The 26376-nt window shown below is 66.9% G+C and carries 27 protein-coding genes; 19 read left to right on the top strand and 8 right to left on the bottom strand.

Annotated features, from left to right (window positions below; all coding sequences use genetic code 11):
* Nucleotides 1-42 precede the first annotated feature (42 nt).
* Entirely contained in the window at nucleotides 43-687 is a 645-nt protein-coding gene (chpT, locus tag CLD20_RS02380) for a histidine phosphotransferase ChpT (protein WP_224404986.1), read from the bottom strand.
* Between the two features lie 211 nt (nucleotides 688-898).
* Here chpT and CLD20_RS02385 point away from each other — a divergent pair, with 211 nt between their 5' ends.
* The 11 genes from CLD20_RS02385 to CLD20_RS02435 all read left to right on the top strand — a co-directional run bounded on the left by CLD20_RS02385 (nucleotide 899) and on the right by CLD20_RS02435 (nucleotide 11478).
* Nucleotides 899-1510, top strand: coding sequence for a DUF1134 domain-containing protein (locus CLD20_RS02385; RefSeq protein ID WP_224404987.1), 612 nt, complete (start codon nucleotides 899-901; stop codon nucleotides 1508-1510).
* A 155-nt stretch (nucleotides 1511-1665) separates the two neighbouring features.
* Nucleotides 1666-2646, top strand: coding sequence for a hypothetical protein (locus CLD20_RS02390; protein WP_224404988.1), 981 nt, complete (start codon nucleotides 1666-1668; stop codon nucleotides 2644-2646).
* A gap of 140 nt (nucleotides 2647-2786) precedes the next feature.
* Nucleotides 2787-3902, top strand: a complete 1116-nt coding sequence (locus tag CLD20_RS02395; protein ID WP_224404989.1) for a 5-methyltetrahydropteroyltriglutamate--homocysteine S-methyltransferase — start codon at nucleotides 2787-2789, stop codon at nucleotides 3900-3902.
* Between the two features lie 204 nt (nucleotides 3903-4106).
* Nucleotides 4107-5285: an ABC transporter substrate-binding protein gene (locus tag CLD20_RS02400; RefSeq protein ID WP_224404990.1), complete on the top strand. Its 1179-nt coding sequence runs from the start codon at nucleotides 4107-4109 to the stop codon at nucleotides 5283-5285.
* 50 nt (nucleotides 5286-5335) lie between these two features.
* Entirely contained in the window at nucleotides 5336-6196 is an 861-nt protein-coding gene (locus CLD20_RS02405; protein ID WP_224404991.1) for a branched-chain amino acid ABC transporter permease, read from the top strand.
* Nucleotides 6193-7242 carry a branched-chain amino acid ABC transporter permease gene (locus CLD20_RS02410; RefSeq protein ID WP_224404992.1) on the top strand — a complete coding sequence of 350 codons (1050 nt, stop codon included), beginning with the start codon at nucleotides 6193-6195 and terminating at the stop codon, nucleotides 7240-7242. Before CLD20_RS02405 ends, CLD20_RS02410 begins: the two co-directional genes overlap by 4 nt.
* Nucleotides 7239-7991 carry an ABC transporter ATP-binding protein gene (locus tag CLD20_RS02415; protein WP_224404993.1) on the top strand — a complete coding sequence of 251 codons (753 nt, stop codon included), beginning with the start codon at nucleotides 7239-7241 and terminating at the stop codon, nucleotides 7989-7991. Before CLD20_RS02410 ends, CLD20_RS02415 begins: the two co-directional genes overlap by 4 nt.
* Entirely contained in the window at nucleotides 7984-8742 is a 759-nt protein-coding gene (locus CLD20_RS02420) for an ABC transporter ATP-binding protein (protein WP_224404994.1), read from the top strand. The genes CLD20_RS02415 and CLD20_RS02420 overlap by 8 nt, the downstream gene beginning before the upstream one ends.
* A 20-nt stretch (nucleotides 8743-8762) precedes the next feature.
* Nucleotides 8763-9470 carry a protocatechuate 3,4-dioxygenase subunit beta gene (gene pcaH, locus CLD20_RS02425; RefSeq protein WP_224404995.1) on the top strand — a complete coding sequence of 236 codons (708 nt, stop codon included), beginning with the start codon at nucleotides 8763-8765 and terminating at the stop codon, nucleotides 9468-9470.
* A 10-nt stretch (nucleotides 9471-9480) separates the two neighbouring features.
* On the top strand, nucleotides 9481-10086 hold the full coding sequence (gene pcaG / locus CLD20_RS02430; protein ID WP_224404996.1) for a protocatechuate 3,4-dioxygenase subunit alpha: 606 nt from the start codon (nucleotides 9481-9483) through the stop codon (nucleotides 10084-10086).
* A gap of 141 nt (nucleotides 10087-10227) precedes the next feature.
* Nucleotides 10228-11478: an NAD(P)/FAD-dependent oxidoreductase gene (locus CLD20_RS02435; protein ID WP_224404997.1), complete on the top strand. Its 1251-nt coding sequence runs from the start codon at nucleotides 10228-10230 to the stop codon at nucleotides 11476-11478.
* Nucleotides 11479-11506: 28 nt separating this feature from the next.
* On the opposite strand, the gene CLD20_RS02440 is transcribed toward CLD20_RS02435, so the two are convergent.
* Entirely contained in the window at nucleotides 11507-13135 is a 1629-nt protein-coding gene (locus CLD20_RS02440) for a thiamine pyrophosphate-dependent enzyme (protein WP_224404998.1), read from the bottom strand.
* A 189-nt stretch (nucleotides 13136-13324) separates the two neighbouring features.
* Here CLD20_RS02440 and CLD20_RS02445 point away from each other — a divergent pair, with 189 nt between their 5' ends.
* Both CLD20_RS02445 and CLD20_RS02450 read left to right on the top strand, forming a co-directional pair.
* Complete coding sequence (locus CLD20_RS02445; protein ID WP_224404999.1) at nucleotides 13325-14089, top strand: SDR family NAD(P)-dependent oxidoreductase; 765 nt, start codon at nucleotides 13325-13327, stop codon at nucleotides 14087-14089.
* 20 nt (nucleotides 14090-14109) lie between these two features.
* Nucleotides 14110-15861, top strand: coding sequence for a dihydroxy-acid dehydratase (locus CLD20_RS02450; protein ID WP_370636768.1), 1752 nt, complete (start codon nucleotides 14110-14112; stop codon nucleotides 15859-15861).
* A 2-nt stretch (nucleotides 15862-15863) separates the two neighbouring features.
* Here CLD20_RS02450 and CLD20_RS02455 read toward each other — a convergent pair whose 3' ends face one another.
* The 6 genes from CLD20_RS02455 to CLD20_RS02480 are packed head-to-tail and all read right to left on the bottom strand — an operon-like array spanning nucleotide 15864 to nucleotide 20617.
* Nucleotides 15864-16292 (bottom strand): SRPBCC family protein, encoded by a 429-nt coding sequence (locus CLD20_RS02455; protein WP_224405000.1) that lies wholly within the window; start codon nucleotides 16290-16292, stop codon nucleotides 15864-15866.
* Nucleotides 16289-17218 (bottom strand): NAD(P)-dependent oxidoreductase, encoded by a 930-nt coding sequence (locus CLD20_RS02460; RefSeq protein ID WP_224405001.1) that lies wholly within the window; start codon nucleotides 17216-17218, stop codon nucleotides 16289-16291. Before CLD20_RS02460 ends, CLD20_RS02455 begins: the two co-directional genes overlap by 4 nt.
* A 4-nt stretch (nucleotides 17219-17222) precedes the next feature.
* Nucleotides 17223-17642: a carboxymuconolactone decarboxylase family protein gene (locus CLD20_RS02465; RefSeq protein WP_224405002.1), complete on the bottom strand. Its 420-nt coding sequence runs from the start codon at nucleotides 17640-17642 to the stop codon at nucleotides 17223-17225.
* A gap of 52 nt (nucleotides 17643-17694) precedes the next feature.
* The gene (hpaD, locus tag CLD20_RS02470) at nucleotides 17695-18675 is read right to left on the bottom strand and encodes a 3,4-dihydroxyphenylacetate 2,3-dioxygenase (RefSeq protein ID WP_224405003.1); all 981 of its coding nucleotides are present in this window, start codon (nucleotides 18673-18675) and stop codon (nucleotides 17695-17697) included.
* A 7-nt stretch (nucleotides 18676-18682) separates the two neighbouring features.
* Nucleotides 18683-20200, bottom strand: a complete 1518-nt coding sequence (gene hpaE, locus CLD20_RS02475) for a 5-carboxymethyl-2-hydroxymuconate semialdehyde dehydrogenase (RefSeq protein ID WP_224405004.1) — start codon at nucleotides 20198-20200, stop codon at nucleotides 18683-18685.
* A gap of 9 nt (nucleotides 20201-20209) precedes the next feature.
* A complete protein-coding gene (locus CLD20_RS02480; RefSeq protein WP_224405005.1) occupies nucleotides 20210-20617 on the bottom strand; it encodes a 5-carboxymethyl-2-hydroxymuconate Delta-isomerase in 408 nt (135 codons plus the stop codon).
* 133 nt (nucleotides 20618-20750) lie between these two features.
* Here CLD20_RS02480 and dapA point away from each other — a divergent pair, with 133 nt between their 5' ends.
* The 6 genes from dapA to CLD20_RS02510 all read left to right on the top strand — a co-directional run bounded on the left by dapA (nucleotide 20751) and on the right by CLD20_RS02510 (nucleotide 26210).
* Entirely contained in the window at nucleotides 20751-21653 is a 903-nt protein-coding gene (gene dapA / locus CLD20_RS02485) for a 4-hydroxy-tetrahydrodipicolinate synthase (protein ID WP_224405006.1), read from the top strand.
* Complete coding sequence (locus tag CLD20_RS02490; RefSeq protein WP_224405007.1) at nucleotides 21653-22525, top strand: fumarylacetoacetate hydrolase family protein; 873 nt, start codon at nucleotides 21653-21655, stop codon at nucleotides 22523-22525. The genes dapA and CLD20_RS02490 overlap by 1 nt, the downstream gene beginning before the upstream one ends.
* Before the next feature lie 67 nt (nucleotides 22526-22592).
* Nucleotides 22593-23072: a homoprotocatechuate degradation operon regulator HpaR gene (hpaR, locus tag CLD20_RS02495; protein ID WP_224405008.1), complete on the top strand. Its 480-nt coding sequence runs from the start codon at nucleotides 22593-22595 to the stop codon at nucleotides 23070-23072.
* 185 nt (nucleotides 23073-23257) lie between these two features.
* Complete coding sequence (locus CLD20_RS02500) at nucleotides 23258-24292, top strand: TRAP transporter substrate-binding protein (RefSeq protein ID WP_224405009.1); 1035 nt, start codon at nucleotides 23258-23260, stop codon at nucleotides 24290-24292.
* Nucleotides 24293-24385: 93 nt separating this feature from the next.
* Nucleotides 24386-24922 carry a TRAP transporter small permease gene (locus CLD20_RS02505; protein WP_224405010.1) on the top strand — a complete coding sequence of 179 codons (537 nt, stop codon included), beginning with the start codon at nucleotides 24386-24388 and terminating at the stop codon, nucleotides 24920-24922.
* Entirely contained in the window at nucleotides 24915-26210 is a 1296-nt protein-coding gene (locus tag CLD20_RS02510) for a TRAP transporter large permease (protein ID WP_224405011.1), read from the top strand. Before CLD20_RS02505 ends, CLD20_RS02510 begins: the two co-directional genes overlap by 8 nt.
* The last annotated feature ends 166 nt before the right edge of the window (nucleotides 26211-26376 follow it).

Consider the following 26376-nt stretch of genomic DNA (forward strand, 5'->3'; position numbering starts at 1 on the left):
TATAGGGTGCGGGGCCGTTTTTCTTTTGCGCGCTTTCCCGCGTCAGACGCGGGGGGCGGCGGAAAGGACGATGCGTCCCTCCTCCTCCGCGATGGAGAAGGTGAGCCCCGCCTCCTCGGCCAGAAGCACGGCGTAAAGCGGCTGCACGGAATGGGCGTCGAGCGGATCCGGCACGCTGGCGCCCGTCAGAACGTCGCGCACATGCTCCGGCAGCCGCGCCCGGTCGCCTTCCGCGACGATGCGCATGGCCACCACGCCCCCCTCCTCGGCCGCTTCGACGGTCAGGACACCGCCGCGAGCGATCGTATTGGCGGCGAGCAGCAGGAGGTTGAGGAGGATCTTCGCCTCCGCCTTCGGCAGAAGCGAGGAGGCGACATTCCATTTGAGCTCCACCTTCTCGCGCGACAGGAGTTCGGTCGCGATGCGCCCGGCATCCTGCATGTCGATATGCGAACCCGCCCCGCCCGAGGCACCGAAGGCGAGCCGCGAGAACTGCAGCTTCGCGGAGGCCTGGCGCGCGCTCTTGCGGATGAGGTCCATGGCGAAATCGCGCATGGAGGGATCGGATTCCTCGTCGAGCACCTCCAGCCCGTTATTGATGGCGCCGACGGGACTGATCACGTCGTGACACACACGGCTGGCGATCAGGGCGGCAAGCTCGACGGGGGCGATGGTGGAAGAAGTCATATGGGAAGGGCTCCGGAGAACGCGGGGCGCGGGCGAATCATCGCCGTTGGTCGCTTCAGCCTAGAGGCTTTCATGGCAAGGCTCTAGCGGCGGACGCCGCGCCAGACCGGGCTCGGCAGCCCAATTCGAGCGACCTTTACTCAACCTTTACCATTCCGGCGCCAATTTCAGGCTGCAACGGAAGATCGGTCCAGCTGCAGCAGGAGTGACCATGCGCCTTGCCCAGATCATCGCCGCCAGCATTTTTGCCGCTTCGCTCGCCGCAGCGCCGGCCCTCGCCGCGCCGGTCGCCACCGCGCCGCAATCGGCGCAGCAGCAGAATGCCGGCTCCTATACCGCGGCCGAAGTCGTCGCCGCGGGACACGAATTCTTCGGCGCCACCTCCGGCGGCCTCGCCACGATGGTGGAAAAGCTCGTTTCGCAATACGGGCTGCCGAACGGCTACGTCATCGGCCAGGAAGGCTCGGGCGCCATCTTCGGCGGCCTGCGCTACGGCGAGGGCGCGATCTACACCAAGACCGCGCCGCCGCGGCACATCTTCTGGCAGGGTCCCTCGATCGGCTGGGACATCGGCGGCGACGGCAACCGCACGATGATGCTGGTCTACAATCTGCCCGCCACGGATTCGATCTATCGCCGCTTCGCCGGCGTCAACGGCTCCGCCTATCTCATCGGCGGCCTCGGCATGACCGTTCTGGCGAACGACAACGGCAGCGGCCAGATGATCTACGTCGTGCCCATCCGTTCCGGCGTCGGGGCGCGGCTCGGCGTCAACATCGGCTATCTGAAGTTCACCACCCAGCCGACCTGGAATCCGTTCTGATCGCATCGCCTTCGGCCGCGAGCCCCTGACGGGCCGCAAGCCAAAGTGACATTTTTGCGATAGTTTCACCGGTTAACCGGGCGACAGACCATGCTCTGTTGCCGACAAGGCGTCGCACCTATATTTTCGCGATCCTGCCGCGAACGGAGCCGGTGATGATTCAAGCGGCTATGCTGTTCGCCCTCGGCGCGTTCGCGAGCGCACTCGTATGCCTTGCGTTCTTTACGGTCCTCGCCCGGCGCATCAGGCGCGTGACCGAACAGCGTCTGAAGGCGAGCCTGGCTACGAAAAGGGCTGATTTCGATACCGAGCGCGATGAAATGCGCGCTCGCAGCGCCATCGAGATCAGCCGTCTGGAACGCGAAACCGGCGCCCTGCGCGACCGGGTGACCGCGCATCGGCTCGATGCCGACCTCAAGGCACAGGAAATCGCCGCCTTCAGGGCCGACCTTGCCGCCGGCGAGGACGAGATCGCCGAATTGAAGGAACGTCAGGCCGAGCTGCAGGAATCGCTGGTGGAAGCCAAGCGGCGGCTTGCCGAGACCGGCACGGCCCTGCGCGCCGGCCACCATGCGCTGGAAGCGGAGATGCAGCGCCGCCTTGCCATGCAGGACGAGATATCGCGGCTCCGCCAGACGGCGGAGGACCGGCGCGTCGAACTCGTCGGCCGGCAGGCCGAGATCGAATATCTGCGCTCCCTGCTCAGCGCCGAAGAGAGCGGCGAGGCGCGCGAGGAAAAGGCCGAGCGCGCCGCCGAGACGGCCGATGCGGCCCGCCAGGAGGCACGCCGTCCTGGCGAGTCCGGCACGGCCAACGGCCACCGGCCGGACTATGCCGCCGACCGCTTTGACGACGACGGGCCGGGCGTTCAGGAGATCGCCCGCATTGCCGAGGACATCAAGCGCATGGCCAACGACAAGGACCTTGCGGCCTTTGTCGGAGACGCCGGCAGGCCGCGTGAGGAGCGCGCCCAGGCGAACGGAGAGCGCCTGCGCGGGAGCGACGGCGCGGATGCCGGCGATCCTCCGGCCGGCCAGCGCCGCGCCGGCAAGCTCGGCGCCGCCGAGGCGCGCTTCTTCAAGGCGCTGGACGAGATCCGCTCTCTGAAGGACGAGACCAAGACCCCCGCCGAATAGGCCGCTCCGCCCGAAACTTGCGCCTCAAGCGCAAGGCGGCCCCCGGCCCGCTCTGCCCGCACCGGACGCTCATCTCCCTTGCACCCCCGCCGGCTCGCGCTACAAATCCGGCAAGGTTAAAAAACAGAGGGGGAAGCGAAATGGCGTCGAAGCCACCGTTCAAGGCCGATCACGTCGGGAGCTTTTTGAGGCCGCAGCGTCTGGTGGAGGCGCGCAAGAAGCACGCCGCCGGCGAGCTCTCCGATGAGGCGCTTCGAGAAGTCGAGGACGAGTGCATCCTCGAGGTCGTGCGCAAGCAGGAGGAAGTGGGCCTCAGGGGCATCACCGACGGCGAGTTCCGCCGCACCTTCTTCCATGTCGATTTCCTGGAAAAGCTCTCCGGCGTCTCCGTCACCTACGGCGATTTCTCCGCGAAATTCCGCAAGGATGACGGCAGCGAGGTCGGCTTCCGGCCGCCCGTCATCCATGTGGACGGCAAGATCTCCCATGCCCGGCCGATCCAGGGCGAGGATTTCGAATACCTGCAGTCGGTCGCCGAGCACACCGCCAAGGTCTGCATTCCCGCCCCCTCCATGCTGCATTTCCGCGGAGGCCGGAAAACCATCAGCGAGGAGATCTATCCGGACCTCGAAGCGTTCTACCGGGACCTGACAGCCGCCTACCGCGCCGAGGTGCAGGATCTCGCCGCCCGCGGCTGCCGATACCTGCAGATGGACGACACCAACCTCGCCTATCTCTGCGACCCGACCATTCGCGAGACCACCAGGTCGCGCGGCGACGATCCGGACGATCTCACCCGCCTCTATTGCCGGCTCGTCAACGACGCCATCGAAGGTCGGCCGGACGACATGGTGATCTCCGTGCATTTGTGCCGCGGAAACTTCAAGAGCGCCTGGGTGGCGCAGGGCGGCTATGAGCCGGTCGCCGAAATCCTCTTCAACGAGATGAATATCGACGGCTTCTTCCTCGAATACGACGACGAGCGTTCCGGCGATTTTGCCCCGCTGCGCTTCATGCCGGCCGGCAAGACCGTCGTGCTCGGCCTGATGAGCTCCAAGAAGGCGGAGGTCGAACCGGCGGATGCCGTCAAGAAGCGGATCGACGAGGCGGCGCAATATGTCCCGCTGGAACAGTGCGCCCTCAGCCATCAGTGCGGCTTCTCCTCGACGGCCCACGGCAACGACATCACCGAGGACGACCAGTGGAAGAAGCTCCACCGCTGCGTGGAAGTCGCCCACGACGTCTGGGGCTATTGACGATAGCCGGGCGCAAGGCCGGATCTTCGGGTTTTGCGTCCGCCTTGATGGGACCCTAAGAAGAGATGGGCCTCTAGGAAGAAGGGACCGATACGGCGTGCCGTGCGTGCACGCCGCCGAGCGCCGGCCGGCAAGGCCGTTCCCGGCAGCAAGTGGCCGCCAGAGCCGCGACACCAGCAAGAACAGCTTGGGAGGGACAGCATCATGATGGACAGAAGGCGATTTCTCACCGTGGGCGCCATCGCCCTTGCCGCCGGCCTCGGGCTCTCCGCGCCCGCGGCCGCCCAGGAGAGCGTCAAGATCGGCCTCATCCTGCCGATGACGGGGCCCTTCGCCTCGACGGGCCGTCAGGTGGAGGCCGGAGCCCGGCTCTACATGTCCAAGCACGGCGATACCGTTGCCGGCCGGAAGATCGAGCTTCTCCTCAAGGACGACGCTGGCACACCCGACCAGACCAAGCGCACCGCGCAGGAAATGGTGGTGAACGACAAGGTGAGCTTCCTGGCCGGCTTCGGCCTCACCCCGCTCGCCTTCGCCACGGCCCCGATCTCCACCCAGGCCAAGGTGCCGACCATCGTCATGGCCGCGGCGACCTCCTCCATCACCGAGAAGTCACCCTTCATCGCACGCACCTCCTTCACCCTGCCCCAGGCATCGGTGATCATCGGCGAATGGGCGGCTGAGAACGGCATCAAGAAGGTCGTCACCCTCGTCTCGGACTACGCGCCGGGCGCCGACGCGCAGAAATGGTTCGCCTCCGCCTTCACCGAAAACGGCGGCGAGATCGTCGAGGAGATCCAGGTCCCCTTGCGCAATCCGGACTTCGCGCCGTTTCTGCAGCGCGTGAAGGACGCCTCCCCCGACGCCGTCTTCGTCTTTGTGCCGTCGGGCGCCGGCGCCGCCTTCATGAAGCAGTTCCGCGACCGCGGCCTCGGCGAGGCGGGCATTAGGCTGATCGGCACCGGCGACGTCGTCGACGACGACATCCTCAACGACATGGGCGAGGCGGCACTCGGCACCGTCACCGCGCACCACTATTCCGTCGCCCACGATTCGCCCGAAAACGACGCCTTCGTGAAGGCCTTCAAGGCGGCCAATGACGGCATGCGGCCGAACTTCATGGGCGTTGCCGGCTACGACGGCATGGCGCTCATCTATCAGGCGCTGGAGAAGACCGGGGGCGACACGGACGGCGAGAAGGTGATGGAGGCGATCAAGGGCCTCGCCTGGACAAGCCCGCGCGGCCCGATCTCCATCGATCCGAAGACCCGCGACATCGTCCAGAACATGTACATCCGCGAAGTGAAGAGCGTCGACGGCGAACTCTACAACGTCGAGCAGGAGACGTTCGAGGCCGTCAAGGATCCGGCCAAGGAAGGCTGACCGGAAGAGGAGCGCCGGGCCGCCCGGCGCTCCCTGACGAGGCAGGCCCCGTGCTCACAATCCTTTTCGACGGCTTCGCCTACGGGATGCTTCTCTTCATCCTGGCCTGCGGGCTCGCCGTCACCCTCGGGCTGATGAACTTCATCAACCTTGCCCATGGCGCCTTCGCCATGGCCGGGGGCTATCTGACCGTCGTGCTGATGAACCGCTACGGCGTCTCTTTCTACCTCTGCCTGCCGGCCGCCTTCCTCGTCACGGCGCTTGCCGGCGCGGTGCTGGAGCGGACGCTCTACGTCCATCTCTACGACCGCAACCACCTCGATCAGGTGCTGTTTTCCATCGGCCTCGTCTTCATGGCGGTGGCGGCGATCGATTTCGTCGCCGGCTCGCAGCAGCAGATCATCCAGCTTCCCGCCTCGCTCCGCGGCCGCTTCGAATTCTTCGGCGTGAGCGTCGGCGTCTACCGCCTCTTCATCATCGTCATCTGCGGGCTGCTCACGCTGGCGCTGCAACTGGTCTCCTCCAGAACGCGCTTCGGCAGCCAGCTGAGGGCCGCCGTCGACGACCCGTCCGTGGCGCGCGGGCTCGGAATCCGCGTCAGCGCCATCTTCGCCGTCACCTTCGCCGTCGGCTCCGGCCTTGCCGGCCTCGGCGGCGCGCTGGGCGCGGAGATCCTCGGCCTCGATCCGACCTTTCCGCTGAAGTTCATGATCTACTTCCTGATCGTCGTCGCCGTCGGCGGAACGACGACGATCACCGGCCCCTTCATCGCCTCCATCATCCTCGGCGTCGCGGACGTTGCCGGCAAATACTACCTCCCCGATTTCGGGGCCTTCGTCATCTACACGCTGATGGTGGCGATCCTGATCGTGCGGCCGGAAGGCCTTTTTGCCCGCTCGGCGGCCAGATGAGCGGAGAGGCAAAGCCCTCGACGCTGGAAGCGGCGCGCGCCAGTCTCATGCGCTCCGCCGCGCTGAAGCCCTTCGAATACCTCGTCTGGCTTCCCCTGCCCCTTCTGATCTTCCTGTTTCCCTCCAAAGCCTTCCTCCTCAACGAGATCGCCATCCTCGCCCTCTTCGCGGTCTCGCTCGATCTCATTTTGGGCTTTGCCGGCATCGTCTCGCTCGGCCATGCCGCCTTCTTCGGGGCCGGCGCCTATACGGCCGGCATCCTCGCCGCCAACGGCTTCGGGGCGCCGCTCCTCGGCCTTGCGGCCGGCGGCGCGGCCGCTGCCTTGCTCGGTTTCGCCACGAGCTTCTTCATCCTGCGCGGCTCCGACCTTACCCGCCTGATGATCACCCTCGGCCTGCAGCTCATTCTGCTGGAGCTCGCCAACCGCTTTTCCGGCCTCACCGGCGGCACGGACGGCCTCTACGGCATGACGGTCGATCCGATAGCCGGCCTCTTTTCCTTCGATCTCACCGGCCAGACCGCCTGGTTCTATTCGCTGACGGTGCTTTTCGCCGCCTTCCTCTTTGCCCGGCGCCTCGTGCATTCGCCTTTCGGCAGATCGCTGAAGGCGGTGAAGGGCAATCGCCGCCGCGCCGCCTTCCTCGGCATCGACACCAACCGGCGCCTCGTCGCCATCTATACGGTCTCGGCCGGCCTAGCGGGCCTTGCGGGCGTGCTGCTTGCCCAGACGACGCAATTCGTCTCCCTCGACGTTCTCGATTTCCACCGCTCCGCCGAGGTTCTCCTCGTCCTCGTCATCGGCGGCACCGGCTATCTCTATGGGGGCATTTTCGGCGCGGTGATCTTCAAGCTCATGCAGGACTGGCTTTCCGGCATGACGCCGCAATACTGGCAGTTCTGGATCGGCCTTCTGCTCGTTGCCATCGTCCTCGTCGGCCGCGAGCGCATGACCGGCGGGCTCGGCCGGCTCGCCGCCTTCCTGCCCGGCCGCCCGGCAAGGCGCGCCGCAAAGGCGCCCGCCGCCGGCGGGGAGGACGCGCCATGACGCCGGTGCTCGAAACGATCGATCTGTCGCGCCGCTTCGGCGGCCTGACGGCAACCGACCATGTGAGCTTTTCCCTGGAGCGCGGGGCACGCCATGCCCTGATCGGCCCGAACGGCGCCGGCAAGACGACCTTCATCAACCTCCTGACGGGCGCGCTCCGCCCGAGCGGCGGGCAGATCCGCCTTGCCGGCGAGGACGTCACCCGCCTCGCCCCCGACCGGCGGGTGAAGCGCGGCCTCTCGCGCACCTTCCAGATCAACCAGCTTTTTCCCGAAATGACGCCGCTGCAGGCGCTGGCGCTCGCCGCCGCCGAGGCGCGGGGTACGGGCGCGGCCTGGTTCTCCTCCATCGCCGCCGACGAGCCGGCGCTCGCCCGCGCGGCCGAGCTTCTCGACCGTTTCGGCCTTGCCGAGTTCATGGACGAACCCACCTCGCGCCTGCCCTATGGCCGCCAGCGGCTCCTGGAGATCGCCCTCTCCCTCGCCGGCCATCCGGAGGTGCTGCTGCTCGACGAGCCTGCGGCGGGCGTTCCGGAGGAGGAGCGGGCCGACATCCTCAAGATCGTCGCGGCCCTCCCCGAAGAGGTGACGATCCTTCTGATCGAGCACGACATGGACCTCGTCTTTTCCTTCGCCGAAAGGATCACGGTGATGGTCAACGGGGCGATCTTCGCCGCCGGCACGCCGGCCGAGATCGAGGCCGACAGGCGGGTGCGAGAGGTCTATCTCGGCGAGGGCGGCGATGAGTGAGCTTCTCTCTGTCTCCGATCTTTCCGCCGGCTACGGCAACGCCGTCGTCCTCTCCGGCGTCGAATTCTCCCTCATCGAGGGCGGCTCGCTCGCCCTGCTCGGCCGCAACGGCGTCGGCAAGACGACCCTGATCAACACCCTCGTCGGCCTCACCACCATGAAGGCCGGGACGATCCGTCTGGCCAGCGAGGACATTACCGGCAAATCGCCCGAGGCACGTGCTGCCGCCGGCATCGGCTGGGTGCCGCAGGAGCGCAACATCTTCGTCTCGCTGACGGTGGAGGAAAACCTCACCGCCATCGCCCGCCCAGGCCCGTGGGACGTGAAGCGCATCTACGCGCTCTTCCCGCGCCTCAAGGAGCGGCGCCGCAACCTCGGCAGCCAACTCTCCGGCGGCGAGCAGCAGATGCTGGCGGTCGGCCGCGCCCTCGCCCTCAATCCGAAGCTCATCCTCCTCGACGAACCGCTGGAGGGGCTGGCGCCGGTGATCGTCGACGAACTGCTGGCCGCCTTGCGCCGGATCATCGCCGAGGAAGGCCTTTCGGCGATCATCGTGGAGCAGAAGGCGCGAAAGATCCTTCCCTTCACGCACGAGGCGTTGATCATGGCGCGCGGCGCCATCGTGCACCGGGCGATGAGCGCCGATCTCCTCGCCGATGCCGATGCGCTGCACGCCCATCTCGGCGTTGCGGAAAGGCGTATGCGGCAGGACGCCGCACATTCCGCCTCCGCCACCGAGGATAGGATTTGAACAACTCGAAGGTGATGCCGATGACCGATCAAGCCACCACCCGCGACTGGCAGAGCCACCCGCCCTACCTCTACCCGGAATATCGCTCGACGCCGCTGCGCGCGCCGACGCGCCCGCTCATCCCGATCCGCCATCGCCTCTCGGAAACGACCGGCCCGGTCTACGGCCACGAGGCGGTCGGCCCGCTCGATGCGGACCTCACGAAAAACGCGCGCCGCAATGGCGAGCCGCTCGGCGAGCGCATTGTCGTCACCGGCCGCCTTCTCGACGAGGAAGGCAGACCGCTGCGCAATACGCTGGTCGAGGTCTGGCAGGCCAATGCCGCCGGCCGCTATGTCCATCTCGTCGACCAGCACGATGCGCCGCTCGATCCGAACTTTCTCGGCGCGGGCCGCTGCGTCACCGACGAAGAGGGCCGCTACCGCTTCTATACGATCAAGCCCGGCGCCTATCCCTGGGGCAACCACCCGAACGCCTGGCGTCCGCTGCACATCCATTTTTCGCTGCTGGGCCCGACGATCGCCTCGCGCCTCGTCACGCAGATGTATTTTCCGGGCGATCCGCTCCTCGATTTCGATCCGATCTACCAGGGCACGCCGGAAAATGCCCGCGAGCGGCTCATCTCCCGCTTCGAGCTCGGCGTGACGGAACCGGATTTCGCCCTCGGCTACGTTTTCGACATCGTGCTGCGCGGCCGCGGCGAGACGCCCTTCGAGAACCGCAGCTGAGGGACACACGATGAGCGAGCTTCTAAAGCAGACCCCGTCGCAGACCGTCGGCCCCTATTTCGCCTACGGCCTGACCGCCGAGCAGTACCGCTACCCCTTCACCCAGATCGCCTCCGGCAAGGTCGCCGACGATACCGTGCCCGGCACGCATATCCGCATCGTCGGGCGCATCTTCGACGGCGAGGGCAAGCCGGTCCCGGACGCCATGGTGGAGATCTGGCAGGCTGACGGCGAAGGCCGCTACGCCCATCCCGCCGATAGCTCGGAAGGGGCCCGCGGCTCCAACACCGGCTTCAAGGGCTTCGGCCGGCAGGGCACGGGCGTCGATCCCGAAAACCGCTTCCACTTCGAGACGGTGAAGCCGGGATCCGTCGGCGAGGGCGAGGCGCCCCATATCACCGTCATCGTCTTCATGCGCGGCCTCCTCACGCACGCCTATACGCGCATCTATTTCGCCGACGAGGCGGAGAGGAACGCCGCCGATCCGGTCCTTCAAAGCGTGCCGGAAGAGCGCCGCGCGACGCTTCTCGCCGAGCCCGATCCGGACACTCACGGCCTCTACCGCTTCGACATCCACATGCAGGGCGAGAAGGAAACCGTCTTCTTCAACGTCTAGAGCCGCTTCCCGGCAAGCCCCGACAGAAAGGCCCCGACAGGGGCCTTTTCGCTGCCGGTTCCGAACGGATCTCCGCCTGTGTCGAAGAGCCCTCGTCTCGCTTGTTGCGCAAGGCATCGGCCGGCAATAGGAAAGGGCGCCATGTCAGACGAGACCCACATCATCATCGGCACCGGGCATGCTGGCGTTCAGCTCGCCGCCTCGCTGCGCGAGCAAGGCTTCGACGGGCGCATCGTCCTCGTCGGCGAGGAACCGGACCTTCCCTATCAGCGTCCGCCGCTTTCCAAGGGTTACCTGACCGGCGCCGTCACCGCCGAGGGCCTCCTCCTGCGCGGCGTCAAGTTCTACGACGACCGCGACATCGAGCTTCTTCTCGGCGAGCCGGTAACGGCGATCGACCGGGCCGCAAAGGAAATCGAGCTGCGATCGGGTCGCCGCCTCACCTACGACCACCTGACCCTGGCGCTCGGCGTGCGCAATCGGCCCCTGCCGGTGCCCGGCAGCGAGCTCGACGGCGTCTTCGGCGTGCGCTCCCTCGCCGATTCCAACCGCCTCAAGCAGCGCATGGGCGACGCGAAGAACATCGTCGTCATCGGCGGCGGCTTCATCGGCCTGGAGCTTGCCGGCGGCGCCGCCAAGCTCGGCAAGAAGGTGACGGTGATCGAGCTCGCCCCGCGCGTCATGGCCCGCGCCGTGACCTCGAGCCTTTCGGCCTTCTTCGAGAACGCCCACCGCCAGCGCGGCGTGGAGGTGCTGACGAGCACCGAGGTTGCCCGCCTCATCGGCGAGAACGACCACGTCACCGGCGTCGAGCTGACCAGCGGCCGCACGATCGCGGCCGACATCGTGCTCTTCGGCATCGGCGTCCTCGTCAACAGCGAGCTCGCCGAGGCGGCGGGGCTCGAGGTGAAGGACGGCATCGTCGTCGACGAATACCTGCGCACCTCCGATCCGGCGATCTCGGCGATCGGCGACTGCGCCAACCATCCGAACGTGCACGCCGGCGCCGCCATCCGCCTGGAATCGGTGCAGAACGCCGTCGATCAGGCGCGCTGCGTCGCCGCCCGTGTGATGGGCAAGCCGGTCGTCTACGCCGACGTGCCGTGGTTCTGGAGCGACCAGTCGGATCTGAAGCTGCAGATGGTCGGCCTGCCCTTCGGCGCCGACCGGACGGTCATCCGGGGCGACAGGGAGGGCGAGGATTTCTCCATCTTCGTCTTCCGCAAGGGCAAGCTGATTGCCGTGGAATCGGTGAACCGCCCCGCCGACCACATGGCCGTGCGCGCGCTGATGAAGCTCGGGGTCGAGGTCACCGAGGCGGAGATCGACGACCCCCAGTTCGACCTGCGCGCCTTCGCGCAGGCCAGGCGCAGGGCCGCCGCCAGCGCCTGAGCCGGCGGTCTCCAGCCCCCGCCGCTCCCTACTTGCCGGGCGCCTGCCGGTGAATGAACCGCCAGGGGACCGATTCTTCCCGCAGCTCCAGCGGAATCTCGATGAGACCCGGCCTGCCGGAAGCGAGCATCCGCTCCAGCACCGGCTTCAGCTCGGCCGGGCTCGTCACCCGTGCCCCGTCGACGCCGAAGGCGTCGGCGAGCTTCAGGAAGTCCGGATTCTTCAGCTCCGAAGCCAGCACCCGCCCCTCAAACAGGGTCTCCTGGTCGCGCCGCACATTGCCGAAAGCGGAGTTGTTGAAGACCAGCGTGACGACGCCGATCCCGTATTGCGCCGCGGTCGAAAGCTCCTGCACGGCGAACATGAAGCCGCCATCGCCGGTGATCGCCACGACCGGCTTGTCGGGATGTGCGACCTTGCAGCCGAGGGCCGTCGGAAAGCCGGAGCCGAGCGTGCCCTGGTAGCCGGAGGAGACGAAGCTCCGCGGCCGGTAGACCGGATAGGCGTACCAGGACGCAAAGCCCGCCTGGCAGAGCTCGTCGGTGACGATGCCGTCCTCCGGCATCACCTCGCGCAGCACGGCAAGATACTGCGCATGCGGGCGGATCTCGGTGATCTCGCCTTCCGCCTTCGCCTTGGCCGCGGCGATCTTCTCCCCACGCCCGCTGCGGGAAAGGCCGAGACGCTCCACCTCGGCCAGAAGCGCGGCAGCCCCCGGGCGTGACCTTGCATGGATGTCGGCGTCGCGGCGCGAGCGGCGCAGTTCGGCGATATCGATATCGATGCGGATGACCTTGAGACCCTCGGGACGCCACGACCAGCGCCAGCCCGGCACCTCCAGTCGCGTGCCGATGCCGATGACGAGATCGGTCTCCGCCCACAGCTCGTAGGCATGGGCGATGTTGAAGCCGAGCGGCTCGGCTTCGGAAACGATGCCGCGACCTGAGCGAAAGCCGAGCACCGGCGCCTCGAGCCTCTCGGCGAGCGCTTTTGCTTCTTCCGCGGCCTCGATCGCACCCGAGCCGACGAAGATCATCGGCGCCTTCGCCTCGCCGATCAGCTTCGCCGCGGCCGCGATCTGCGCCTCGTCGACGGGCGGATCGGGCAGACACGGCAGCGGCTCGAAGAGCTCGACCTCTCCCCTTGCGGTGAACTGGTCCCACGGCATTTCGAGCGCCGCCGGCCCGCTGCGTCCGGATGTCATCTCCTGGAAGGCACGGGCGACCCGGTAGGGCGCCATGGCGGGCGTGTCGATGCGGTCGGCGAACTTGGTGATGGAGCGCATCGTGGCGAGCTGGTCGGGCATTTCGTGCAGGTGCCCGTAGCCGCGGTCGAGGAACTGGGTCGGAACCTGGCCGGTGAGGCACAGAACCGGCTCGTTGCCGCCGAGCGCCGTCAGGAGCGCCGCGCCGGCGTTCAGCATCCCCGGCCCCGGCACCACCGAAAAGACCGCCGGCCGGCCCGTCGAACGGGCATAGCCGAAGGCCATGTAGCCGCAAGCCTGTTCGTGGCGCGCGCCCACGGTGCGGATGCTGTTGGAGCGCGCCAGCGCATCGAAGAGGCCGTAAGTCTGGACCCCGGGAAGGCCGAAGACCGTGTCGATCTCGTGCTTTTCCAGTTGGCGGACGATGGCTTCGCCGCCGCTCATCACCGTCATGGATCCTCCCGCCTTCCTGTCTCTGGTTTTGGCCGGTACTCTAGCACGTCCGATCTATAACATGTTAAGTAAACGCCGGCCCCTCCGCCCTGGCAAGGCGAAAGGCGGCCAGCAAAGCGCCCGGCCGCACGCCGGGACACGGGCGCCGGGATAACATCGAACGCCCCGCCGGGCGAGGGAGGTGAGACGATGCCGAGGGCAGCGATTGTCACAGGCGCCGGCTCCGGCATCGGCGCGGCCACAGCGCTCCGCCTGGTCCGTGCCGGCTGGAACGTGGCCGCCGGCTATTTCGACACCGCCGAGCACGAAATGATCGCCGAAGTGGCGGAGGCTGCGGAAAAAGCGGGGGCCGGCCTCTTCTATCAGCACCTCGACGTGACCAGGCAGGAGAGCTGCACCGCCATGGTCGAGGCCGCTGTCGCGCGCTTCGGCGGCCTCGCGGGCCTCGTCAATGCCGCGGGGATCTCCAAGATCGTGCCGCTCGCTGATCTCGACGATCTCTCCCCCGACGATTTCCAGGCCATCTACGCCGTCAACACGGTCGGCCCCTTCCTCATGGCGCGCGCCGCCGCCCCGCATCTGAAGGCCTCGGGCAACGGCGCCATCGTCAATATCGCGTCCTACGCGGCCTTCACGGGCGGCGGATCCTCGATCGCCTATGCGGCCTCCAAGGGAGCCCTCAACACGCTGACCTACTCGCTCGCCCGCGTGCTCGGCCCCGAGGTGCGGGTCAACGCCATTTGCCCGGCCCTCGTCGAGGACGGCTTCCTTCAGCGCCTCGCGCCGCAGCGCTTCGAGGACCGCCGGAAGGTGCAGATCGAAAAGACGCCGCTCGCCAGGATCGGCAAGCCGGACGATGTCGCCGAGACCATAGAATGGCTGCTGGGCGGCGCGCCGCTTGTCACCGGGGAGATCCTGCGGCTCGATTGCGGGCTGCATCTGGAAGCCGACTGAGCCAGGACCGGGAGGAAGACGTGCAGCACAAGCCGGCCAGGACGCCGCCGAGGGAGCGCCGTTCGCCGCGCCGCTCCCCCACCATCTACGAAGGGCTGATCCGCGCCACCACGCGCTCGTTTCTCTACGGCATCGGCCAGGACGACGAGGAGATCGAGCGCCCGCACCTTGCCGTCATCCATACCGGCGGCGAGATGAGCCCCTGCAATCTCAACCTTGCCGCCCAGGCCGCACACGCCAAGACGGGCATCTATGCCGGCGGCGGCATCGGCCATGAATGCCCGGTCGTCTCCGTTTCCGACGGGCTCTCCATGGCCCATTCCGGCATGCGCTTCTCGCTGATCTCGCGCGAACTCATCGCCGACAGCGTCGAGGCGACGGTGCGCGGCCACCAGTTCGACGGCATTTTCGGCATTGGCGGCTGCGACAAGAACGTGCCGGGCCTGATGATGGGCATGGTCCGATGCAACGTGCCCTCCGTCGTCATGCATGGCGGGGCGACGATGCCCGGCCGGCTCGACGGCCGCGACGTCAACGTCATCGACACCTACGAGGCGATCGGCGGCGTCATCGCCGGCACCGTCGGCATGGATGAGCTCTCTTCCCTCTCCCATGCCTGCCTGCCGACGGCCGGCTCCTGCCCCGGCCAGTTCACGGCGAACACGATGGGCATGGTTTCCGAAACGCTCGGCCTCGCCCCGATCGGCTCGGCGATGATCCCGGCCGTCTTTTCCGAGCGCGCGCCGCTCGCCCGCCGCACCGGCAAGGCGCTGATGGAAGCGGTGGAGAAGGACTGGCCGCTGCCGCGCGACGTCGTCACCCGCCAGGCGCTGGAAAACGCCTGCGCCGTCGTCGCCGCCACCGGCGGCTCCACAAATGCCGTTCTCCATATCCCGGCCGTTGCCCACGAGGCCGGCATCGATTTTTCCATGGACGATGTGGCGAAGGTTTTCGCACGCACGCCCCTGATCGCCGATCTGCAGCCGGGCGGGCGCTTCCTCGCCCGCGATCTCCACGCCATCGGCGGCACTTCCGTCATCCTCGCCGAGCTCCTGGCCGGCGGCCACCTCCATGGCGAGGCGCTCACCTTCACCGGCTGCACGCTCGCCGAGGAGCTCGACGGCGCCCCCGCGGCGGACGGAGAGATCGTCCGCGCCCATACCGCACCGATCTCGCCGGATGGCGGCCTCATCGTTCTGAAAGGCAATCTCTGCCCCGGCGGCGCGGTGCTGAAGGTTGCGGGCCTGAAGCGCCTCACCCATCGCGGCCCGGCCCGCGTCTTCGACGGCGAGGAGGCCTGCCAGAAGGCGGTGCAGGCGCGCGCCTGCGAGCCTGGCGACGTCATCGTCGTGCGCGGCGAGGGACCGAAGGGCGGACCCGGCATGCGCGAAATGCTCGGCATCACGGCCCTCCTCTACGGCCAGGGCATGGGCGAGAAGGTCGTGCTCGTCACCGACGGCCGCTTCTCCGGCGCCACACGCGGCATGTCGATCGGCTATCTCTGCCCGGAAGCGGCCGATGACGGGCCGATCGCCTATGTGCGCGACGGCGACATGATCGCCGTCGATGCGAGCCCCGGCATCGGCACGCTGACGCTGGAAGTCGACGAGGCGGAGATGGCGCGGCGGCGCGCCGAGGCGCCCTACGCCTTCCGCCCGACGCATGGCGGGCTTCTGGAAAAATACGCCGCTGTCGTGCGCCCCGCCAACCGCGGCGCCGTCACCCATTCCGGCAACGTCTACTGGCCGCCGGAGGGCGAGAAGCTTCCCTAGAGCTAGACCTTGCTGTCGCCGGCTCCCGCGAGCCTTGCCTCGATCTCGGCAAGGCCCGCCTCGAAGACGCCGGCAAGGATCCCCGCCACCACCTCCTCGGCGCCGGCCTCGGCGGCAAACTCGCACTGCCAGTCGACCCGCGCGCCCTTGCCCTGCGGCGTGACGGCAAGGGTGGCGGCATGGCGCTTGAGAGGCAGGGGGCTTTCCACGATCGAATAGGCATAGGCGTGCGGCAGGATGCCGTCGTCGGTCCGCTCCTCGCGGATGCTCGCCCCGTCCGGCAGGGTAAGTCGGCGGGTCTTTCCGTCGGCTTCCCGCTCGCAGGCGGCGACGCCCGGATGCCAGCTCTCCATGGCGAAATAATCGCCGATCAGAGCCCAGACCTCCTCGGGCGTGGCGGAGGTCACGATATGGCGGGCAAGATCCGTCATCGTTCGCCCTCCCCGCCGGCCCGGCTCTTTCCGGCGCCGGCCTGCTCTTTCCACACGGTATAGGCCTTGGTGTGGTCGTTCTCCCCGCCGATCGCGTCGCGTGCTTCGAGCCAGTGCCGGCTGGTGAGCTGGGCGAGCGGCACGTCGAGCGACAGGCCACTGGCGAGGTCGGCGGCGATCTTCACGTCCTTGGCGAGCAGCGCGAGCGCGAAGCCGGAGCCGAAATGGCCGGCCACGACCTCTTTCTTCAGCGTATTTTCGGTGTGGAAGTTGCGCCCCGTGGAGACGTTCATGATCTCCACCATGACATTCGGATCGAGCCCGAATTTCTCGCCGACGATCAGCGCTTCGCAGGAGGCGACGAAGCCCGCCCCGGCAACGTAGTTGTTCAGCGCCTTCATGGCGTGGCCGGAGCCGAGCGGCCCGGTCTCGAAGATCTTCTGGCCCATCGGCGACAGGACGGGCTTTGCCCGCTCGGTGGCGGTCGGATCGTCGGAGCCCACCATGATGGCGAGCGTGGCGGCGATCGCCCGCGGCACGGCGCCGGAGACCGGCGCGTCGACGAAGGCGATGCCTTTCTCCTTGAGGGCTTCGCCGAGTTCGCGCGTGCCGATCGGATCGGAAGAGCTCATGTCGATGAGGAGCGCGCCCTGCCCGAGATGGCTGGCGAGGCCGCCCTCCATCTCCAGCATGACGGAGCGCACGATCTGTCCGGTCGGCAGCATGGTGATGACGACGTCGACCGCCTTGCCGAGTTCCGCCAGCGTGGCGGCGGCCTTGCCGCCGATCTCTTCGGCATGCGCCTTTGCCCGCGCCGCATCCACATCGAAGAGCGTCACCTCGAACCCGGCCCGGGCAAGGTTGGCCGACATCGGCACCCCCATATTGCCGATGCCGATGAAGCCGATCCTTTCATTGCCGCTCATCGCCTCACTCCAGCCCGAGCTCTTTCAGCACCTCGCTCGCCGAACGGTAGCCGTCGACGGCGAGCGGGATGCCACAATAGAGGAACGAATGCAGGAGAAGCTCGCGGATCTCTTCCTTGGTCACGCCGTTGGCGATGGCGCCGCGGGTATGGATCTTCACCTCGTGGCTGCGGCCCATGGCAACGAGCATGGCCAGCGTGATGATGGAGCGCATCTTCTTGTCGAGGACCGGGCGCTGCCAGACCTCCCCGAAGCAGATGCGGGTGACGACGTCCTGGAGCGGCAGGTTGAAATCGGTGGCCGCCTCGATCTGGTCTTCGGCTCCGGCCTGCCCGAACATCTCGCGGCGAAGCGCGATCCCCTTCTGGAAGTTCTCGTCGGCCTGCGCCTTCTCCTTCTCGGCCTTCAGCTCGTCCTTCGCCATGTTTCCTCGCTCTCGCTGGTTTTGGGGCGCGGAATGGACCGCACCCGGCCTGTCAGGGGGCGATGATCGGCTGCGCCTTGAGGCGCGCCTCGCTCACCGGCGTATCGACGAAGCAGGTGCCCTCCTCGAACCAGGAGCGCGGCGCCGGGGCGCCCCAGAGCGTCTGGCGCTGCGGATCCTTGAGGTCCCATTTGATCGGCTCGAGATCGGGATCGACCGTCTGGTAATCCGAGCAGTAGAGCTCCACCCGGTGCCCGTCCGGGTCGCGGACATAGAGGAAGAAGGCATTGGAAATGCCGTGCCGTCCCGGTCCGCGCTCGATGTTCTTCACGTAGCCGGTGCTCGCCATCAGATCGAGAAGGTCGATGATGTTGAGCGGCGTCGGCACCCAGAAGGCGATGTGGTGGAGCCGCGGGCCGGTGCCGTTGGTGAAGGCGATGTCGTGGACGCCGCCCTTGCGGTGCGTCCAGGCGGCCCACAGACGCTTCGTCTCCTCGTCCTCGGTATATTCCGTCACCCGGAAGCCGATCTCGTTGTAGAAGGCAACCGCCTCGTCGACATCCGGCGAGAAGCAGTTGAAATGGTCGATGCGGAGCGGCTTCACCCCGCGATAGAGCCGGTACTGCTGGTGGATCGGCGCGAGCCTTTGCATGCGCGTGTAGAATTCGAGCGGAATGCCCTGCGGATCGCTCGTGCGAAACGTGCGCGACTGGAAGGGGCGCTCGATCCATTCGATGTCTCGCCCGAGATCGCGGAAGAAGGCCTCCGCCTTGTCGAGGTCCGGCTCGTCGTAGAGCTTGAAGCCGAGCGAGTTGGCCGCCGACGCCGGCCCTTTCCTGAGGACGAGGCAGTGGTGGCCCCGCTCCTCCATGCCCCGCAGATAGATTGCCTCGCCGTCCTCGTCGGTAACCTGCAGGCCGAGCGTGTCGACATAGAAGGCGCGCGAGGCACCAAGGTCGGTGACGGCGAGCTCCACATGCGAAAGCCGGACGATGTTGAAGGGCGGATAAAGGTTGGGCCTGGGGATCGGCATGGCCGCCTCAGCCGCCGAGCCGGGTGATGGGATGGTCCATCGTGGCGAAGGCGATGTTCTTCGTCTCCATGTAGAAATCGAAGGAATAATCGCCGCCGTCGCGGCCGATGCCGGAGGCCTTCATGCCGCCGAAGGGCGTCGGCAGGTGCCGCACATTTTCCGAGTTCACCCAGATCATTCCCGCCTCCAGCGCCTCTGAAAAGCGGAAGGCGCGCGCCACGTCCCGCGTCCAAAGATACCCCGTGAGCCCGTAGGAAACGCCGTTGGCGATGGCGAGCGCCTCGCCCTCGTCCCTGAACGGGATCGCCGTCAGCACCGGTCCGAAGATCTCTTCCTGGGCGATGCGCATGTCCGGCCGCGCATCGGTGAAGAGCGTCGGCTTGACGTAGCAGCCGCCGCCCGGCCCCTCCGCCGCCTCGCCGCCGAGGGCGATCGTCGCACCCTCCTGGCGGGCGATATCGAAGTAGGAGAGCACCTTCTCCTGATGCGTCGGATGGATGAGCGGCCCGACGACCGTCTCCGGGTCGAGCGGGTGGCCGATCCGGATCGCGCGAGCCTTTTCCGCGATCTTGCGCGTGAAGTCCTCGTAGATATCGGCCTCCACGAGGAGCCGGCTCGAGGAGGTGCAGCGCTCGCCGTTCAGCGAGTAGATCATGAAGACCGCCGCCTCGGCGGCGCGATCGAGATCGGCATCCTTGAAGACGACGACCGGGTTCTTGCCGCCGAGCTCGAAATGCACCCGCTTCAGCGTCGGCGCGGCCTGCGCCATGATCGCCGAGCCGGTGGCGCTCTCGCCGACGAAGGCGATCGCGCGGATCAGCGGATGCTCCGTCAGCGCCTTGCCAGCCTCCTCGCCGAGGCCGTTGACGAGGTTCCAGACGCCGCGCGGCAGTCCGGCCTCTTCCGCGATCTCGATGAGAAGCCGCGCCGTCAGCGGCGAGAACTCCGCCGGCTTGTGGACGAGCGTGCAGCCGGCCGCGAGCGCCGGGGCGATCTTCCAGGTCGACAGCATGAAGGGCGTGTTCCACGGCGTGATCACGCCGACCGGCCCGATCGGGGTGCGGGTCGTGTAGTTGAACTGCCCCTCGGCCGGCAGGGCGAGCCCGTTGCGCGCATCCGGCGCCCGGTCGGCGAAGAAGCGGAAATTCTCGGCCGCGCGCAGCGCCGCCTTCGACATGAAGCGCCAGGCCTGACCGGTATCGACGCATTCGGTGAGGGCGATTTCCTCCGCCCGCGCGGCGATCGCGTCGGCGATCCTGTGCAGCAGCTTCTTGCGTTCCTTGCCGGGCATGCCGGCCCAGCCGGCAAAGGCCTCCTTGGCAGCCTTGGCGGCCCGGTCGATATCCTCCGCGCCGCTTCTGGCAGCGCGCGCGATCGGCCTGAGGTCGACGGGCGAGATGACCTCGAAGGTCTCGCCGGAAGCTGCGGGCACGGCCTCGCCGCCGATCTGGTTGAGAACGATCCCGTCCCTGAAACGGGCGAGATGCGTCTCGGCTTTCTTCAGGTTGTCCTCAAGGCTCGCCATGTCGTCTTCTCAGCCTGCCTGCGCCTTGGCTCCAGCCCTCTTCATGTGTTCCCGGATGGAATTGCGCTTGGGGCTGAGCTCGGGATCAATGTCGCGCATCTCGAAGGAGAGCGCGAGCGGGCGCGCCTTGAACATCTCTTCCAGATAAGCCTCGGCCGCCGCGAAGATGTGCTGCGTCGCCGCCTTGCGTCTTTCCAGTTCGCGGCCTGCGCGAAGGCGGACCGAAATGTCGATGAAGGCGTTCGCCGGATTTCCGTCGGCGATCGAATAGGCATCGCAGCGAAGCGCCCGCACGCGGATGCCCGGCTCCTCGAAGACGCCCGTCTCGATCCCGGCCTTCTTCAGCATCTCGCAGAAGGCGACCATGTCGAGATCGCCGTCGAGATTGGCGGAATATTCGATCGTGAAATGAGGCATGGCCGGCGCCTCCCGAACGCCTTGCATCACCTGCACAAGAGGCCGGCCGCCATTCGTTGACGGCTCTTCTATTAACATGTTAACTACACAACAACGACCGCGCTGTCAAATGCGCGCATGCCGGGAGGGACGATTGCTGAAGCTCGACGAGACCGCGCTCAGGGGCTCGATCCCTCCCCTCATCACGCCGTTCAGGGACGGCGCCGTCGACGAGGCGGCATATGCCGGCCTCGTCGAGTTCCAGGTTGAAAATGGCTCTCACGGCATCCTCGTCAACGGCACCACCTCCGAACCCTCTTCGCTGACGCTCGCCGAGCGCAACCGCCTCGTCGACGTCGCGCTGGAGGCCGCGGCAGGACGCATCCAGGTCGTCGCCGCCACCGGCTCGCAATCCTATGCCGAGACGGCCGAACTCACACGCCACGCCGCGGGCAGGCCGGGCGTCGACGCGCTCCTCATCGTCACCCCCTATTATTCCCGCCCGCCACAGCGCGGCATCCTCGAATACTACCGCGCGCTCAACGAGCTGCACGACAAGCCCTGGATGATCTACCACATCCCCGGCCGCGCCGCTGTCGACGTGAAAGTGGAGACGGTGAAGGAAATCGACGCGGCCTGCCCTACTTTCGTAGGAATGAAGCATGCTTCTCTCGATCTCGCCTTCGTTTCGGACGTGCTGGCCGAGGTCGACGAAGATCTGAGAATCTTCGTCGGGCTGGAGGAGCTTTCCTTTCCGATGATGGCGGTCGGGGCCTGCGGCCTGATGAACGCGGCAGGCAACCTCAATCCGAAGCCTCTCGCCGAGATGTGCGAGGCCGTCTGGGCGGGCGACCTCTTTGCCGCAAGGGCGCTGCACCGCAGGCTCTTTGAGATCAACAAGGCGATCTTCTGGGACGTGAACCCGATCCCGATGAAATACATGATGAAGCGCCTCGGCATCCTGCCGCGGAACGAGCATCGCCTGCCGCTCGTGCCGGCCTCGCCGGACCTCGAAAAGCGCCTCGACGCGGTGCTCGAACGGGCGGGAATGGTCTGATGCGGCTCGTCACCTTCCGCTCCGCCGAGGGCCTGAGGGCCGGCGCCGTGAAGAAGGAGAACGGCAACGATGTCGTCGTGGACCTCGCCGCGCGCATGGGCATTTCCTCCACCCGCCGGCTGATCGCCGAAAGCCGCCTCGCCGAGGCCTCGGCGCTCGCGGAAAGATCCCCCGCCGACCTTCTGCTTTCCGATATCGAGCTCGATCTGCCTCTGACCAATCCCCCGAAAATCCTCTGCATCGGGGTCAACTACCAGAACCGCAACGCCGAATACCGCGACGGCAGCGATCCGGCGAAATATCCGTCGATCTTCATGCGCACGCCGCTGTCCTTCGTGCCGCACGGCAAGCCGGTCCTGATCCCGCCGGAATCGGAAGAGCTCGACTATGAGGGCGAGATCGTCCTCGTCATTGGCAGGAAGGGCCGCCGCATTCCCCGCGCCGAGGCGCATGGCTACATCGCCGGCCTGACCATCATGAACGAGGGTACGGTCCGCGACTGGCTGCGCCACGCCAAGTTCAACGTCACCCAGGGCAAGAACTTCGACAGCAGCGGCGGCCTCGGCCCCTGGATCGAGACCGATCTTTCCGCCCTCGACCTGAAGAACCTGAAGATCCAGACGCGCGTCAACGGCGAAATCCGCCAGTCCGACACCACCGCCTCGATGTCCTTTCCGATCGACCACATCATCGAATACGTCTCCACCTTCACCACCCTTCTGCCCGGCGACCTCATCGCCACCGGCACGCCGACCGGCGCCGGCGCCCGTTTCGACCCGCCCAAATGGCTGCGGCCGGGAGATAAGGTGGAGGTCGAAGTGGAAGGGGTCGGAACCCTGGTCAATCCCGTCGCGGCAGAGACAGTTGTGTAACTCGACGCCAGAGCGGCTTTGTCGCTAGAATGACAACCCGGCACCCGGCCCGGAGGTCTATTTGACGATGACGTTACGCTATACCCACCGGGCTTTTCCGATCGTTCTCCTGCGTGCCCGGGAAGCTTTCATGATGCATCTGCGCCCGGTGATCGCCGAACACGGATGCACCGAGCAGCAATGGCGCGTCCTGCGCATCCTGGATGAATCGGGCCCCTTCGACGCCACAGCGCTTTCCGCGCGCGCCTGCCTCCTCACGCCCTCCATGACGCGCATCCTCAAGGCGCTGGAAGAGCGCGGCCTCATCACCCGCAAGCAGGACGGCAAGGACAGCCGGCGCCTCAAGATCGACATCTCGGCGAAGGGCCGCAAGCTGATCGCCAGCGCCTCGCCGGCGATCGAGGCGGTCTATGCGCGCCTGGAAAGCGCCTATGGCGTTGAGAAGATGGAAGCCCTCCTCGGCATGCTGGAAGAGCTTGCCCTCATCGGCGAGGGCGCGCGCGGCGAGGAGGGGGACGAGGCCGACCTGGAGAGCGCCGCCGCGTAAGCCCGGCCTGATGCCGGCGCGGTCGCGGAACCTCTCTCGGTTCTGAAGAAACTCCGCCTTGGCAAGCGGCGGAATTCGAGCCAACCTTTGAAGCCTCGGCTTTGCGGCCGAAGGCACAACAAGAGCGCCGCAAAGGCGCGTCGAACTCGGGATGGGTCAAGCCCGGCCGAAGGGGAGGAATAGAGATGAAAAGCCAGAAGAAATGGATTGTGGCGGCCGCCGCCGTCATTGCCGCCGGAACGCTCTCGCTTGCCTCGGTGGCGGGCGCGGCCGAGGTCGAGCTGCGCCTGTCGCACTGGGTGCCGCCGACCCACCCGATCCAGCCCACGGGCATGGAGCCCTGGGCGGAATCCATCAAGGAGGATTCCGGCGGGCGCATCAACATCACCATCTTCCCGGCCCAGCAGCTCGGCGCCGCGCCCGACCATTACGACATGGCGCGGGACGGCATCGTCGACCTGTCCTTCGTCAACCCGGGTTACAACGCCGGCCGCTTCCCGATCGTGGCGCTGACGGAGATTCCGTTCCTCGTCAAAAACGCCTCCGACGGCGCCGCGGCGATGCACGAATGGTACGCCAAATATGCCGGCGAGGAGATGCCGGACGTCAAGGTCTGCGTGATGACCCCGCACGATCCCGGCACCTTCCATTCCAAGGTTCCCGTGCATGTGCCGGCCGATGTGAGCGGCAAGACGGTGCGCCCCGCCAACGCCACCATCGCCCGCTTCGTCAGCCTTCTCGGCGGCGCGGCCGTGCAGGTCCCGGCGCCGGAAGCGCGCGAGGCGCTGGCGAACGGTGTTGCCGAGGCGATGACCTTCCCGTGGAACTCGCTCTACCTCTTCGGCATCGACCAGATCCTCCACGAGCATCTCGACATGCCCTTCTATGTCTCGCAGCAGATGACCGTCATGTCGAAGCTGAGCTACGACCGGCTGAGCGAGGAAGACAGGAAGGTGATCGACGAGCACTGCACGCCCGAATGGTCCAAGAAGTTCTCCGATGGCTGGGCGAAGTGGGAAGCCGCGGGTCGCCAGAAGATGGTCGACGATTCCACCCATCACCTCTACGAGCCGACCGAGGAAGAGATCGCCCTGTGGCGCGAGGCGGCCAAGCCGCTCCTGGAAGAGTGGAAGAAGGCCGTCGAGGAAAAGGGCTACGACGCCGACCAGATCTACGACGAGTATGTCGCCGCCCTGAAGAAGCACGACGCGCTCTACTGACGTGTCCTGCGGGGCGGCGCCGTCGCCGCCCCTTGCGGGCAAGCGCCCGCATCTGTCGCAAAGCCCGCCGCAAAGCTTGCCCGGATCGGATCAGTGACCCGTATCGCGCGCTTCCTCGACCACGTTTCGCGCCTGATTGAGATTGTCGCCGGCGCCTTGCTCGGCCTTCTCACGCTCGTCATCGTCGTCTCGGCGATCGGTCGCTACGCCTTTGCGAGCCCGATCCCGGACGCTTTCGACTATACGCGCCTGCTCATCGGCGCGGCGATCACCTGGGGCCTTGCCTCCGTCGGCTATCGCGGAAGCCACATCAAGGTGGATCTCTTCGCCCTGATGCTGCCGCCCCGCATCCGCCGCTGGTTCGACGTCGCCGCCTGGTGCGTCCTGCTTCTCTTCACCGCGCTTCTGGCCTGGAAGATCCTGGGCCGGGTGGAGAGGACCATGGTGAGCGGCGAGGTCACCTCCGACCTTCGCATGCCGATCTGGCCGATCATGTGGCTGATCTGGGCCGGTCTCGCCGCCGCCCTCGTCACGACCCTTGCCAAGATCGTGCTCATGGCGGCGGGCCATGGCAGCCTTGAGGAGCACGAGAGCATCGACGACGCCCGGCGCGAGACCGGCTATGAGTGAATCCGATTTCGTCGCCATCGGAGGCTTCGTCGGCCTCTTCGCGCTGATGGCCATGCGCGTGCCGATCGGCGTCGCCATGGGGCTCGTCGGCATCGCCGGCTTTGCCGCCATCGTCGGCTGGCGCCCGGCGCTCGCCCAGCTCGCCACCTCCCCGATCCGCACGGTGACGGACTACAATCTCAGCCTCATCCCGTTCTTCGTCCTGATGGGCGTGCTCGCCACCAATGCTGGCATGTCGCGCGAGCTCTTCCGCGCCGGCCACGCCTGGTTCGGCCGCTTCCGCGGCGGCCTGGCTCTGTCGACGATCAGCGCCTGCGCCGGCTTTGCGGCGATCTGCGGCTCTTCGGTCGCCACCGCCGCCACGATGACCAAGATCGCCCATCCGGAGATGCGGCGCTTTGGCTATTCCGACGCCCTCTCCACCGGGGTGATCGCCGCCGGCGGCACGCTCGGCATTCTCATTCCGCCTTCCGTGGTGCTCGCCGTCTACGCCTTCATCACCGACCAGGATGTGGGACGCCTGTTCATCGCCGGTGTCGTGCCGGGCGGCCTCGCCATTCTGATGTACATGGCGACCGTGCGGATCGCCTATCGCCGCCATCTGCCGGAGGGCGAGCCGTTTTCCTGGGCGGAGGCCTTCGCCTCCATGCGCGGCGTCTGGGCCGTCCTCCTCCTGTTCATCGCCATCATCGGCTCGATCTATCTGGGGCTTGCGACCCCGACGGAAGCCTCCGCCGTCGGCGCGCTGCTGACCGGGCTCATCGGCATCGCCCGCGGCAGGCTCGGCCCGCGCGTCCTCATCGACAGCCTCGCCGAAGCGCTGCGCACGTCCGTCGCCATCTACACGATCCTCATCGGCGCGGTGCTGTTCGGGTATTTTCTCGCCGTCACGCAGACGCCGCAGAAAATCACCGCCTTTCTGGTCGGCCTCGATCTCGGCGCCCATGGCACGCTCGCCGTCATCCTGCTCTTCTTCCTCGTCATGGGCTGCATCCTCGACGCCATGGCGATGATCATCCTCCTCGTGCCGATCGTCTTCCCGGTGATCCAGCATCTCGGTTTCGACCCGATCTGGTTCGGCGTCATCATCGTCATGACGGTGGAGCTCGGGCTCATCACCCCGCCGGTCGGCATGAACGTCTTCGTCATCAACACCATCGCGCGGGACGTGCCGCTGCCGACCATCTTCCGCGGCGTCTTTCCCTTCGTGCTGACCGATGTCGTGCGCCTCGCAATCCTCGTCGCCTTCCCGGCGATCGTGCTCTTCCTGCCGCGCACCATGCACTGAAGCGCTTCGTCCGGCTGCCGGCGCGGTTGTATTGTCACCGCTTGCCGTTGTGGTTGCGGGCGTCATACAAATGCAAATTAACCAAGGTAACGGCTGCCACCGGCAACCATTCCGGTCGCTCGATTCCGAAAACGATATCGGCCGACGCAAGGGGCGTCGGCTCTCT

Origin of the sequence: Afifella sp. IM 167, assembly GCF_020144925.1 — a bacterium.
Lineage (GTDB): Bacteria > Pseudomonadota > Alphaproteobacteria > Rhizobiales > Afifellaceae > Afifella.